Here is a 14,070-nt window from a genome sequence, read left to right as displayed (position 1 = left end):
CCACTACCTTGCTATGGCTCGTTCTGTTCAGACCGTTACAAATTTTGTATAAACTTTTTCAGTTGGTTATCGATGAGCGAGTCTAAAGCGGGAGGCTGATATTGAGATAATATTTCCCCGCACTTTTTATGGGCTACTTCGTTGATGGCAGGTGCCCCTGACAGCCGCCAGTTGTCATAGGTTCCTCTGTCATAAATGCTGGTCTTCCAGAATTCCTTCCTAAAGGTATTAAACGTATGCTCCTGGTCCAAGAAATGACCTCCCGGACCCACCTGATGAATCATCTCCAGAGGAAGGCTTTCTTCATTTACTTCGATGCCCCGTCTGAACCTCAATACCATGCCTAAATTCTCATCATCGACAATAAATTTCTCATAAGACATACTCATATAATATTCCAGGATACCCACGGCATGTAATACAAAGTTGATGCCGCTTTGCGACGCCGTGAGCAGATTCATCATGGATTCCGCTCCTGCCTGGGCATCCACGCATTTGGCATCTGTCAGGCCGCCGCCGGCCCGGCAGGGAATTCCATAGAAAGCTGCCATTTGAGCGGTAGCATTGGTGACCAGAGCCGTTTCGGGAGCGCCGATGGTCAATGATCCATACTTCATTTCCGTAATGGAAGACGTGGAACCGTATACCACAGGTGCGCCCGGTCGCACAATCTGGGCTAGAATGATCCCGGTAAGGATTTCCGCATTTTGCACGGCCAAAGTCCCAGCCAGGGAAGCAGGAGATGTGGCGCCTGCCATGGACAAAGCGGCGACAATGCATGCCTGTCCCCCTTTGGCATATTCCATCAATCCGCCCGCTTGACGCTCATCTAGGGTCAAAGGGGTAATGGTATTGATTAAGCTGATTAAGGCAGGCTTTTCCAGTAGAGAATGCTCGGGACCAAAGAGGATCTGGGCCATTTTTATGCTGTCAACAGCCTTCTTGGCTCCTGATGAACTGCCCATGAAACATTTATCCGAATAAAGGATGCAGGCATAGTGCATTTTGGCATGTCTGATCTCATCCGGAATATCGGAAGGCTCTACCAGAACTCCCCCGGTCATGCTCAGGTTTTTGCTGGCTCCGGCCAATTTGGCAAAGTTTTCGTAATCGGCATAGGTTGCCGTACGTTTTTTGTGATCCCAATCTGTCACGAAGGGAGCGCCGTATCCGGGAGCGGTAATAAAATGATCTCCCCCGATGGTAATATTTTTTTCCGGATTACGGGCATAAAGGGTAAATTCACTGGGGGCCTCCTTGACTTTCTTTTCCACAAGGGCCCTGGGGAGATAAACCCTTTCCCCATCTACCCGGGCACCGGCTTTTTTGAACGCTTCCAAGGCAGGCTCGTAGCCTACGTTGACCCCTGTTTTCTCCAGGATGGTTAACGTAGCTTCATGAATACTTTCCATATCCTGTTGACTGAGTACATTCCAACCACGTACAGTCATCCAGCCGCACCTCCTAAGATCTTTTTAGAAGCAAACTTTTTATTCGTACAATCCGTTCCTGTGTGCCGTCAAATATTTCATGCAGAATTCGTCTTTGCCCAAGAGAGCCTGGGACGCATATACAAATCCCATCATGGTCTTATCCAATGGGTCCAGAATGTAGCCGTCCATGCCCATGGTCATGGTTTGGATCATGAAGACCTGGTTCAAGATTTTCCGGTTGGGCAAACCGTAGGAAATGTTGCTCAAGCCGCAGATGCCGTGGACCTTGGGGTATTTCTGCTTGATCCCGTAAATGGTGTCCAGGACTTCCAAACCGGCTTTGTCTCCCGTGCTTACCGGCTTCACTAGGGGATCCAGATAGATGTCGTCTTCCGGTACCCCGGCGGCAACCATGTCGCCCACCAGCCTGTCGGCAATTCTTAAGCGGTCTTCCGCAGTTTCCGGCATTCCGGAGTCATCCATGCACAGACCGACGATTTTGGCTTTATATTTTAAGACAAAGGGCAGGATGGTAGCATAACGTTCTTTTTCCGCGGTGATGGAATTAATCATGGGCTGGCCGTGTTTGCATAAAGAAAGCCCTACTTCCAAAGCTTTGGGGTTGGGACTGTCGATACAGAGCGGTGCGGTCACCTGGGACTGCACAGTTTCCACTAACCAGGCCATGGTTTCTTCTTCGTTGAAAACCATAGTACCGCAGTTTACGTCGACATAATCGGCGCCGGCATCCACCTGTTTCTGGGCCATATCTTTGATAAAAGCGGCGTCTCTGGCTTCTACCGCAGGTTTGATCGCTTTCCGGCTGGTATTAATCAATTCTCCCACTATTAACATGCTAAGATATCCTCCTCGTAACCATTATTCTCTTTTGTCTTTGATAGATCCCTTATGATCATTTATTATGCCACTAAGAACAGTTTAGGGCAAATACAGTTTTTACCTGACTAACTTGGCGTAAGTCTCCCGCCTCGGGAGTCCAACGCCAATTAAGTCATGCATTTGCAGTTCCAAAACTTGCTAAGAAAATCACTTAGCAAGTTAAGACCTTGCTTCAACAACCAATGGTGTCGACAAAAAATTTCTCTTTTTCCTCTTCCCTTTCCCATTCAGGTCGCCCTACTGCCGTTACCTCTATCCGTGATTCCACATAAATATCATTTTCAATCATGCTGGCATTGGCATAAACGTCTTCATGGTTGACAACCAGCTCATAATTCTTGGCGCCCGCTTTTTCCGCCGCCAGAACTGCCCTTTTCTTAGCCTCATCCAAGGCATATTCTACTGCCTCTTCCAGCTCTTCAAAGGGTCTTCGCTCCCAAGAGGTATGCAAGAGATATCCACTGCCGGCTTCTCCCGGTTTAATCAGCACTTTGACGGTCTCCATAATTCTCCCGGTGGCCGCGCCTACTGCATTAGCCACTTCCGCATGCTCAGGAATCACCAGCTCGGTGTTTAATTTTTCTGCCATCTTAGGAAGCCAGGCGCGTACCGGTGCCCCAATTCCCACTACAGGCATTTTTACCTTAAAGGAACAGTCAAATACCTGATTTTTGGCAGGAGACAAGGCCTTTTTAATCAAATACATCACGTCATCATTTTTCTTCAGCCACATGCTTTCCCCCTCACAGCCCACTAAGCTCTGCAGGCAGGTGAGGCAAAGATCGTTGACAATGGTCTCGGAAGCCATATCAATAAACTCTTGTGGTGTTACGCCCATTCTTCGGGCAAGAATTTCCACACCGACTTGGGCTGCTTCCCTGTTCCACTGGTCGTAAGTCCCTTTCGCATGAAGGATGTCCGTGGGTGTAACCGATATTCTGGCCACAACCCCCAGGTTTACCAGATGCTGCAGATTGAACAGGTTAGGGTCAATTTCCAGCCTTTGGGCAAGGTAATAAAGGCTTCGGGGACCATCCTGAAGAATGGAAATTACTTTTTCCTCCAGATCGGTAAGTTTCTCTGCCGTAGCATGTCTTAAAAACATAAAACAGTCGGTGGCTTGAGCAAACATCAGATCATAATCTTTTTCAAAGCTTACCTTTAATTCCTCCACCAGGGAAGGATGCCGATAGGCCACGACACAAAGGGGCCAAACCCTCTGGGGACCCACCGCAATACCCCTGTCCTTGGTCAACTGGATATAACTGTCTCCGCCCAGTCCGTAGGTATAAATTTCTGCAGCCAGAACCCTGGTAAGCCATCCGCCCACCATCGCCCCTTCCTGGTTGATCCGGGGCACGCCATTCTTTAAAATGGCAATATCCGTGGTAGTTCCCCCCATATCCAGCACCAGAGCCTCCGGAGTTTGGGTCAAAAAAGTCCCGCCGATAATGCTGGCGGCCGGTCCGGAGAGAATGGTTTCAATGGGCTTCTCCCGGGCCAGAGACTCGCTCATTAAACAGCCGTCTCCTTTGACAATCATGACAGAAGCCTCAATTTGTCTTTCTTCCAGCACCTGTTGGACGGATTCAATCAACTCCGCGATAATGGGAATTAACCGGGCGTTAAGAACCGCGGTGACAGTCCTCTCATGAAACCCTAAAGATGTCGTAAGCTGGTGCGCACATACCACAGGCAGGTCCAGAATTTCCCGCACCATTTCTCTTACCTTGATTTCATGTTCCGGGTTTCGCACGCTTAAATATCCGGAGATGGCAATGGCATCTACTTTGCCCCTAAATTCACTAATTGCCTTACGGGTCAGTTCAAGGTCGAGGTCACTGAGAGGTCGGCCTTTAATATCATGTCCGCCGGGCAGTACCGAAAAATGCTCGATAGGGAGCTTAGAAATAGGTTCATGTCCGATCATGAGCAGTCCGACTTCACACCCACGGCCCTCCACGATGGCATTGGTCGCTAACGTTGTTGAAAGAGATACCACACTAATTTTGTTAAATTCTTCAAATTCCAAATTATTGATACAGTTACGGATGCCGACGGACAAATCTTCTCGGGTGGTTAAAGCCTTGGCCTTTTTTAAGATCTCTTTGCTTTTTAGCTCCACCACGACACCGTCGGTGTAAGTACCTCCAGTATCTATACCAAGTACTAGTGACATTGTCCTTCCCCCTCAAACCTCGATGAAATTACGAAATGTGTCAAAATTCAGGTGGGTCAAAAACCCCCACCTGAATTTTGCACTTGTTTCAAAGGGCCGCCTGTACAAACAGGCAGCCTATTTTTGTTTTACTCATCTTCTCCCGGCATATGGCCGACAGCATTTTCCACGATGTCTCTAATCTTCGCCGCGATCTCTTTGGGCAGCGGAGCCGGTTCATGGTAGTTAATGATGTCCCGGACTTTTTCGTTGGCTACTTGGGTCAAGGTCTTGCCTCCGGCTTGTTCAAAGATGTCCCGGGCAGCCCGGTTCACTAAGCGCGGTACATAATTTTCTTCCATGTGGTTTTGGGTATGCTCTTCAGCGCCGAATTTACCGCCCGGTCCTACTTTTTCAATGATATCCAGGGCCAGGGTTTCATCGTCTACCCGGATCCCTTTGGTTAACCTTCTGGCCATACCCAGAACCTCGTCAGCGACAACAACCAGGTCCAGATTGGAGGTGGTGCCGTATTCGGAATATCCGGTGTCATGGTTGAGGTTGGCTCCGGACATGTTGGTCATGGCTATGGATAGGGCGGCTTCGATACCGGCCTGCTCGTCGATGATGCAGGAGTCGGTGCACCCTGCCGTGCCAAACATGGGAATCTGCAGATAGTGGGCTACATCGGCCAGTCCGGCCAGGAGCAGGTGCAGTTCCGGTGCCCCGTAGGAGAAGATGGTGGATCCCATGTCAAGAATGGTGTATACACCACCCATGATGAAGGGAGCGCCTTCCCGGGTGCACTGGCTGAGTACGAGACCGCTTAAGCTTTCACATAGTCCTTGGACCATTACACCGGCCATGGTGGCAGGAGCTGTACCGCCAGCCATGATGCATGGGGTGTAAATGGTGGGCAGTCCTTTTTTCGCGCCCATGACTAGTTTCTGGGCAGCTTCCCGGCAGTGCATGCCGGGGGAAATTGGTTCGGCATATAAGCAGATGAAGGGATTCCGGCGCAGTTCTTCTTCGCCGCCGGCGACGATTTCCGCCATTTTGATGCAGTCTTCCTGGCCCCACTGGTCTACACATACGGTGATGATGGGTTTTTCGGTATGAAGTATCTGTTGTTCAAATTCGTGCCGGTCGGATATTAATAGGGGTACGTCCTGTACAATCCCCAGGGACATGGCATAGTCGATGTTGGGCAGCGCGTCTAATACTTTGGTGGCCCAGCCTACCGATTGTCTGGTCGCCCGGTGTCTTTCCCCGGTGAAGGGGTTTCTCGTGAACGGCGTGCAGGGACCGGAACCGAAGTAGGAGTTGTTGCCTTCTACGAAGAGTTCCCGGGCGCCGGTACGGCTGTTGCATAAGACGACGTGTTTTTGGCAGGATCTTAAGGCTGCCTCGGTGATGTGGGCAGGAATTCTAACCCGTTTGCCGTCTACCCAGCAGCCGGCTTTTTTCATGATTTCTAAGGATTCTTTATCATAAAAATCTGTCCCCGTTCGCCACATGGCCTCTTCAGCAGCCCATACTAATTCTTGGCACTGGGCAGGTGAGAATACGTTCATCATGGAACTGGCATAAGCTTTGAAATTCGTTCGCGTTGTCAACTTTTTTCTCTCCTTTCTTTACTACAGAAATTTAGCTTAATAACTTTTTGCACAGGTCTACTGCGGAAGCGGCATCAGGAGCAAAACCGTCGGCGCCGACTTCGTCTGCAAAATCTTGGGAGATGGGGGCTCCCCCGACGATGACTTTTACTTTATCGCGCAATCCTTCTTCTCTCATTAATTCGATGGTGTCTTTCATGTGCAGCATGGTGGTGGTCAGCAATGCGGACATGGCTAATACATCCGGGTTGTGTTCTTTGATGTATTTGACAAATTGTTCCGGTGAAATATCGATTCCTACATTGATCACGGTAAATCCGCCGCTTTCCAGCATCATGCCGACCAGGTTTTTACCAATGTCATGCAGGTCGCCTTTGACAGTACCCAGCAGTACTTTGCCGATGGAAGGCATATCTTCGGCCGCGATGAGGGGTTTGACCAGTTCAATGCCGGCACCCATGGATTTGGCTGCCATTAATACTTCAGGAACAAACATTTCACCGTTTTTGAAGCGGGCACCGACTATGGTCATGCCGGCAATGAGTCCCTGGTTGATGATATCTAAAGGAGCGACTCCTTCATTGACCAGGCCTTGGGTCAGTTCTTTTACTTTTGCCTGATTTCCTGCGATCACGTATTTGGACAGTTCTTCGAAATTTGCCATTTTATATTTACCTCCCTATCAAACGCTTTTTCTTTCTTTATCCAATTATGCTTTGTCTACAATGGCTTTGATTTTGGCCAGTGTTTCTTCAGCTAATTTTTCGGGTTGATGGTTTTTGATGATGCTTTGGGCCTTTTCTTTGACGCGCTGTCCCATGGATTTGGCTCCCATGGCTGTCCAGTCGTCAATCCGGTTTCTGTTCATTAAGGCGGGCCACCAGAATTCGGATTTGAAGAATTTGAGGGTATGTTCTTCTCCTAGGTAATGTCCCCCAGGCTGAACCGCATCAATGACGCCCCGGGATAATCTTTCTTCGTTGACTTCTACGCCTTTCATGATCCGGCGGGTCATGCCGATGGCTTCTATGTTCATGACAAGCAGTTCCAGGGAACCGGTCAAGCCGTATTCCATCTGACCGCAGCCGTGAATGAGGTTGGTGCCGCACATACCGGCATGGAGGACGGAGAAGGCGGATTCTAATCCCATCTGGGCATCGCTGTGTTTGGCATCGGTAGCACCGGCAAAGCCGAAACTGGGGATGCGGAGATAACGAAGCACGTTGCTCATTCCTGTTCCCATCAGGCTTACTTCCGGCGCTCCCTGGGGAAGGATGCCGTTCGCCGTGTCATTGATGGTGAAGAAACCGCCGGCAATTACGGGAGCACCTTGGCGCACTAACTGGCTAAGCAGAATACCTACCAATACATCGGCAAGAGCAACGACGATCGCTCCGGCTGAAGTGGCGGGAGCGGTATCCCCGGCGATTAATTTGGTGGCATACACAAAGGGTATGCCGTTCTTGGCGGCAAAGATTACTTTGGCTAAGGTTTCTTCAGAATGAATTAGGGTGCCTTCTGTGCCGAAATAGAGGGCTACGAAAGGTTTCTTTTGCAGTTCTCTTAGATCCCCTGCCACTGCACTGGCAATGTCCACAATGGCTTGGGCTTGTTTGACATTTTTCACGCTTTGTATGATCGGTTTGGTGGTATTGGTGACCAATGCTTCGAAGGCATGTACTTCGGCCGCATTTGCATCGACGTCTGTGGGCAGGCCATTGCTCATGGCAAAATCTATGTTCTTTAATCCGTCACATAGTAATCCGGTCGTAGCAACGTCGGCTTTTACCGGTTTTCTCAATTCCCCCGTCATGGGATCAACGATGTTCACATTGTCTTGTCCCGGTCCATAATAGGCATTGGTTGTTTCTAAACTTAAAGCCCGTTTGCCGTTTCTGTCACAGAGCGTTACTCTGGAGGGAGCCGTCCGCACCGCCCACTCGGATAAGGAGGAAGGAATGCGCACTCTGTTTCCGTCTACCCAGCAGCCACCTTTTTCAAATATCTCTAATGCTTCTTTGTTTAATACTTCTGCGCCCGTCCTTTCCAGAACTTCTAACGCAGTCATGACAATTTGTTCACACTGGTCTTCACTGAGCATTTTCCATAATGTGGTTTGGTTTACCTCATAATTGGCCCGAGAATAATTACTTTTTGTTGTATACAACTGTCTTCTCTCCTTTCTTTCTTTCAAAACTTTAGCTTAAAAGCTTTTTGCACAGATCCACTGCAGATGCGGCATCAGGGGCAAAACCGTCGGCGCCGACTTCATCCGCAAAGTCCTGAGAGATAGGTGCCCCACCAACGATGACTTTTACTTTGTCTGCCAGGCCTTCTTCTTTCATTAACTCAATGGTGTCTTTCATGTGCAGCATGGTCGTGGTAAGCAAAGCCGACATCGCCAAAACATCCGGTTTGTATTCTTTTATCGCTGCCACAAACTGTTCCGGAGAAATATCGATGCCCATATTAATGACGGTAAACCCGCCGCTTTCCAACATCATCCCTACCAGGTTCTTGCCTATGTCATGCAGGTCACCTTTCACGGTACCTAACAGCACCTTTCCAATGGAAGGCATATCTTCGGCTGCGATCAAGGGTTTGACAATTTCGATCCCGGCAGCCATGGATTTAGCAGCCATTAGTACTTCAGGAACAAACATTTCCCCGTTTTTGAAACGGGCACCAACTACGTTCATCCCGGCAATCAGGCCTTGATTGATAATTTCAAGGGGAGCGTCCCCTCCATCAACCAGGCTTTGGGTCAGCTCTTTTACTTTGGCTTGATTACCCGCAATTACCTGTTTTGACAAGTCTTCATAATTTGCCATAAAACAAAAATCCCCCTTAACTTAGTATCCCTTACAGATATAGCTGGTTCTCTTATTTTCCGGATACCTGCCCCCTTTCTAAAACGTTAATTTTTTTTGTCAAAAAATTAAGGAAAGGTAATTTTTTCGTCGTCTTAAATAATGTCACCAATTCTCAAATAATTATTAAATACAACATGTTTTTCTGTGGTCTTTTTCTGATGTAAACTATATTCTACGCGAATTATCAAATCTCCTCTATTTTCATTCAAAAATTTTATTAGTAAAGTACCGATGATAAACAATTTGTACTTTAACAGTTAATTAAACCTCTATCGGAAAATTCGACAAATTTTTCGCATCGCACCGGCGATTCGCGAGAGGCCTTTAGGCGTCAAAATCACCTTACTTGCCGATCCCCGTCACTTCTATATTCAGAATGTAGAAAAAGGGACCCGGAATGGAGGATGCCGTTTCCAAAACCAAAATCCCCAAACCCAGGTCCCTGTTTTTTTAGAAAACACAAGCTAGACGGTTAATTGAGGCAACGTCGTCCCGCCCGTTGGCATTACCCATATTTTTGCCTCAGAACCCACTTGGCTAAGCGCCTGCCGAAGGGCATCATTGACATGGGAAAAAGGCGTCATGAATAATTTTTTTGCCGTCTCCTCTGCTAAACCGGAAACCAGGTAGAGGCGATATTGCCTGGCCATGTCGGCAATTGCCGCCGCCTTATGACCGCCTAAACGGAAATCCCGAGAAATGCGCCCGATAATATCTTCCGGTTTTTCTGCTTCCTGAAGCCATTTTTCAAAGGTTTCCTCTCCCAAACCTTCACTGCATTCTGCTACCAAGATAATAATTCCCCCCGGCTTCACCGCCCATCGCGCATTGTCCAAGGCCTTTTGCGCCTGGTATACGTTAATATCCTTGGGAAAACCATGGGGACAGGTAATCACCACGTCGGCCAATTCTTTGATGGGCAGCCGGTAGGCTTGGTCCAAAATTTCGCAACCGGCCCGATGGGCCTTTTGGAAATGACCGGACACTGCCGCCATCACGTTTTTCTCTTCATCCAGCACCACATTTAAGATAAAATCCAGAGAGAGATATTTTATGATTTCCTCCAGGTCTTCCCGAACCGGGTTGTTCGCCAGGACTCCTACCTTGGCGGCGGGATGCAGCATCATGCGGTGATTTGCCTGAATGGTGGCCCGGGTGCACACCCCGGGAACAATAGCTTTCGCTCCCCCGCTGTAACCGGCAAAATAATGATAATCAATGTTTCCTAAGCAAACTCTTTTCGTGGCCTCCGCCACCGGCCGGAATACCTGAAAGGGGGTCCCCCGGGTGCTGACGCCAACTTCCACAAAATCATCTTCCTTCCCCCAGGAATCTATACAGGTAACCCGGTCGTAAACCTGACCCACCAGACGTTTCATCTCGTCTACCCGATGGGGACGGTGGGATCCTAGGGCGGACACGACGACGATATCTTGGTCCGGCACTCCGCCCTGATTCAGCTCATCTAAGACATAAGGGAGAAGCAAAGCACTGGGGCAGGGCCGGGTGATATCACTAATCATCACCGCCACCCGGTCCCCTTGTCCAACTATATCTTTCAAGCGGGCTGTTCCGATGGGATTTTCCAGCGCCCTCACGATCTCTTTTTCTGCATTTAGAATCCGAATATCATGAGGACGCAGGCAACCTAATAAATTGCCTTGGGGAATGTCTACCCTTTGCTGCGTTTTCCCGTATCCCAGGTTAATACTTTCCATACGACACACCTCCGACAAATAGAACCCCTATCACCATTTTCATCCTTTGGATAAAAGTAAGGGTATGTAATCATTATTATAATCACATACCCGATAAATTGAAACTTTTTACCCGTAACTATTCAGCATTCCTTTCAAGCATGCGTCATTTATTTTTTCAATACTACGGCACAAGATTCTTCCAGGATATCTAGGGCTTGCGTCAACTGCTCGTCGGTAATCACCAGAGGCATGAGCATGCGGATCACGTTGCCCAGGACACCTGCGGAAATAATAATCAAGCCCCGTTTGAAACATTCTTTCACAATTTTGCCCACGGCGTCTTTATCCGGTTCCTTGGTGCCCCTGTCTTTCACAAATTCCAGGGCAATCATTGCTCCTAAAGCTCTCACGTCACCGATTTCCGGATATTTCTCCTGCATTGCCCCCAGCCGGCCTAAGGTGTACTTGCTGATTGCACTTGCTCGGTCATTCAAGTTGGCCGCCTTTAAATAATCCAGGGTAGCGATACCGGCGGCACAGGCGACGGGATTTCCGCAGTAGGTTCCGCCCAACTGGCCGGGATCCGGCGCGTCCATAATTTCCGCTTTGCCCACGACAGCACTGACCGGCATCCCGGCCGCCATGGATTTGGCACAGGTGATCAGATCCGGTTCTACGCCATAATTCTCCACGGCAAACATCTTTCCCGTGCGGCAGAATCCGGTTTGAATTTCGTCAGCGATGAAGACAATGCCGTTCTCTTGGCAGATATTCTTTAATCCGGGTAAGAATTCTTTCGGCGGTACGATAAAGCCTCCTTCCCCCTGGACCGGTTCAATGATCATCGCCGCCACATCGGCCGCGTCTACCTCGGCTTTAAAGAAGTGATGGAACTGCTCCAGGCAATGCATGCCGCAGCCGGGATAGGCGGAGTTCCAGGGACAGCGATAACAGTAGGCGGAAGGAACTTTATAGATTTCCGGGGCGAAAGGCCCAAAACCATATTTATAGGGTTTCACTTTACTGGTCAGGGTCATAGTAAGTAAGGTGCGGCCATGGAAAGCGGATTCAAAACAGATCACAGCCTGCCTTTTGGTATAGAAACGGGCGGTCTTGACGGCATTTTCCACCGCTTCCGCCCCGCTGTTAAATAAGGCAGCCTTCTTGGGACCGTTAATTGGTACCAGGTCCAGAAGCTTTTCACTGAATTCTACATAGGGCCCATGCATCACTTGATGAAAGAAAGTATGCAGGTATTTGTCCGCCTGGTCTTTAATGGCTTCCACCACCGGTTCCGGACGATGGCCCGCGTTGAGTACGCCCACGCCGGCAAAAAAGTCAATATAAGTATTCCCATCCAGGTCCTGTATCACAGCGCCTTTTGCCTCGGCAGCAAATACTTCATTCCCCACAGACAAACCTCTGGACAAATTCTCCTTTACTTTTCCCAACAACTCTTTGGTTTTTTCTCCTTGCTCCTGCGAGACCTTTGCCAGCTCTTTTCCTGTTAACATTTTGATGACCTCCTTGATTTATATTAAAATTGCCTAAACAAACCTACAATGGGGGGCAAAACAGCCTTACATATGATGAACAGACGGATCATCTGCAATTTTCCAAAACTATTCCGGCGGCATGATCCTTACCCCCAAGCCGGGGGTAAGGACCGCCTGCCATGAACATACTTCTTCATCGAACTCTTTAGGCACTGATATTTGAGGACTGAGAGACCTGAGAGCTTGCTTCCGGTTGATAATCAATGGCGATCGGTCTTGGTTTCAGATGGGCAAAATCTTTATTAATCGCTTTCATAAAGGAAATTACCTGGAGGAACAGCACCGGCATTAAAGGCAGTGCCGATACAATACTGGAGGTCTGTACCGGCCCCAGACCGCCTACCGCCAACAAACCAATGGAAATCAAACCAATACAAAGAGCCCAGAATACCCGGTTCCAGGTAGCAGGCTGCTCATCTCCCCGGATGTCTCTGGTACACACGGATGCTAAAGTATAGGCTGAAGAATCCAGGGTGGTGGCCAGGAAGATAAAGATCAAAGTCAGGTAAACAAACATCACCAGCTTGCCGAGAGGCAAAGAGCCCATCACTGCCACAATCGCGGCCTGAGATCCTTGATCAGCTAAAATTTGGGAAACAGGTACGATTCCATTGATATCAACATAGATGGAATAAGCGCCGATTACACCGAAGAACAGCCAGCAGCCCAGAGTCCCCCAGAGGCACTCGGCAATAACGATGTCTTTAATGGTTCGCCCCCTGGAAATACGGGCGACGAAAAGACCCATCATGGGCGTATAAGCAATCCACCAGGCCCAGTAAAATACGGTCCAGCCTTCCGGGAAACCGCCCTGATTAATGGGATCCATCCAGAAGCTCATATGGAAGAAATTTGAGAACAACAGTCCCATACTATTGGTCCAAAGCTTCATGGTAAATACCGTGGGCCCCACAAACAGTACAAAGACAGCAAGAATAATCGCCAAATAAATGTTAATATCGCTGAGCACTTTTATCCCTTTGCTCAACCCTTTGAAAACACTGGTGCCGAACATGGCCGTCCACAGGGCGATGATCAGAAGGTTTAATCCCATCCCTTGAGGAATCCCGAACATTTCATGGAACAGGGCCGATACCACAGGAACGGCCAATCCCAGGGAGGTGCCTACAGCACCAATCAAACCAAACATCACGATCACGTCAATAACGACCCCGATCCAGCTGTCCACTACTTTCGGCCCGAACAAGTCTTTAAAGGTAACGCTCATTTTGAGGGAATTCTCTTTCCGCACATAGACATAATAAGCAATGGGAATGGTAGGCAGGCAGTAAATCGCCCAGGCGCTGAACCCCCAGTGGAACTGGCCGTACACATGAGCCCATTCTTTTGCCATAAAGGTACCGGCTTCCACGTTGAGGGGAGGTCCGGCCAAATAATAGATGGGTTCAATCACAGACCAGATCATGATCCCGCTGCCGATCCCGGCGCAAAACAGCATGGCGATCCAGCTAAAATAAGAAAATTCCGGTTCATCAGTGGGACCGCCCATTTTTACATTGCCATACCGGCCAAAGGCCAGCCACATTAAGAGGACGAAGCAAAACATACCAAACAAAAGGAATAACCAACCGAACTTGCCGGTACAAAATGCCAGTGCAGCATTTACTACCGTTCCGCCTTTCTCCGGGTTAATGGCCAGGGGAAGGCTGACGCCTAAAACCACGATTAATGCAGGCCAAAACACTCTCCAGTCAATTTGCAATTTTCTTTGTTGTTGTTCCATGTACTGTCCTCCCTTTTTTCTCTGATTAATAAATCATTTTATTTGAGGGACTGAACACATTGTGCCGCTTCCATCCATCACTCCTTTCCT

General features: G+C 48.8%; 10 protein-coding genes. All 10 read right to left on the bottom strand.

Going from position 1 to position 14,070, the window contains the following annotated elements; translation table 11 throughout:
• Positions 1-35: 35 nt before the first annotated feature.
• Positions 36-1,451 (bottom strand): trimethylamine methyltransferase family protein, encoded by a 1,416-nt coding sequence (locus DCMF_RS23110; protein WP_148136609.1) that lies wholly within the window; start codon positions 1,449-1,451, stop codon positions 36-38.
• 39 nt (positions 1,452-1,490) lie between these two features.
• Entirely contained in the window at positions 1,491-2,288 is a 798-nt protein-coding gene (locus DCMF_RS23105; RefSeq protein ID WP_148136608.1) for a methyltetrahydrofolate cobalamin methyltransferase, read from the bottom strand.
• A 217-nt stretch (positions 2,289-2,505) separates the two neighbouring features.
• A complete protein-coding gene (locus DCMF_RS23100) occupies positions 2,506-4,512 on the bottom strand; it encodes a hydantoinase/oxoprolinase N-terminal domain-containing protein (RefSeq protein WP_148136607.1) in 2,007 nt (668 codons plus the stop codon).
• A 128-nt stretch (positions 4,513-4,640) separates the two neighbouring features.
• Entirely contained in the window at positions 4,641-6,107 is a 1,467-nt protein-coding gene (locus DCMF_RS23095) for a trimethylamine methyltransferase family protein (RefSeq protein WP_236860100.1), read from the bottom strand.
• 31 nt (positions 6,108-6,138) lie between these two features.
• On the bottom strand, positions 6,139-6,771 hold the full coding sequence (locus tag DCMF_RS23090) for a cobalamin B12-binding domain-containing protein (RefSeq protein ID WP_148136606.1): 633 nt from the start codon (positions 6,769-6,771) through the stop codon (positions 6,139-6,141).
• Positions 6,772-6,816: 45 nt separating this feature from the next.
• Complete coding sequence (locus DCMF_RS23085; RefSeq protein ID WP_148136605.1) at positions 6,817-8,301, bottom strand: trimethylamine methyltransferase family protein; 1,485 nt, start codon at positions 8,299-8,301, stop codon at positions 6,817-6,819.
• A gap of 4 nt (positions 8,302-8,305) precedes the next feature.
• The gene (locus DCMF_RS23080) at positions 8,306-8,938 is read right to left on the bottom strand and encodes a cobalamin B12-binding domain-containing protein (RefSeq protein ID WP_148136604.1); all 633 of its coding nucleotides are present in this window, start codon (positions 8,936-8,938) and stop codon (positions 8,306-8,308) included.
• A gap of 506 nt (positions 8,939-9,444) precedes the next feature.
• Positions 9,445-10,698, bottom strand: a complete 1,254-nt coding sequence (gene larAH6, locus DCMF_RS23075; RefSeq protein WP_148136603.1) for a nickel-dependent malate racemase, LarAH6 family — start codon at positions 10,696-10,698, stop codon at positions 9,445-9,447.
• Positions 10,699-10,847: 149 nt separating this feature from the next.
• Entirely contained in the window at positions 10,848-12,194 is a 1,347-nt protein-coding gene (gene gabT, locus DCMF_RS23070; protein WP_148136602.1) for a 4-aminobutyrate--2-oxoglutarate transaminase, read from the bottom strand.
• A 187-nt stretch (positions 12,195-12,381) separates the two neighbouring features.
• Positions 12,382-13,980 carry a BCCT family transporter gene (locus DCMF_RS23065; protein ID WP_148136601.1) on the bottom strand — a complete coding sequence of 533 codons (1,599 nt, stop codon included), beginning with the start codon at positions 13,978-13,980 and terminating at the stop codon, positions 12,382-12,384.
• Positions 13,981-14,070: the final 90 nt, after the last annotated feature.

This window comes from Candidatus Formimonas warabiya, assembly GCF_002777255.1.
Classification (GTDB): Bacteria; Bacillota; Dehalobacteriia; order Dehalobacteriales; family Dehalobacteriaceae; genus Formimonas; species Formimonas warabiya.
Note: the sequence above shows the minus strand (reverse complement) of the source record. Positions and strands in the feature narration are given on the sequence as shown.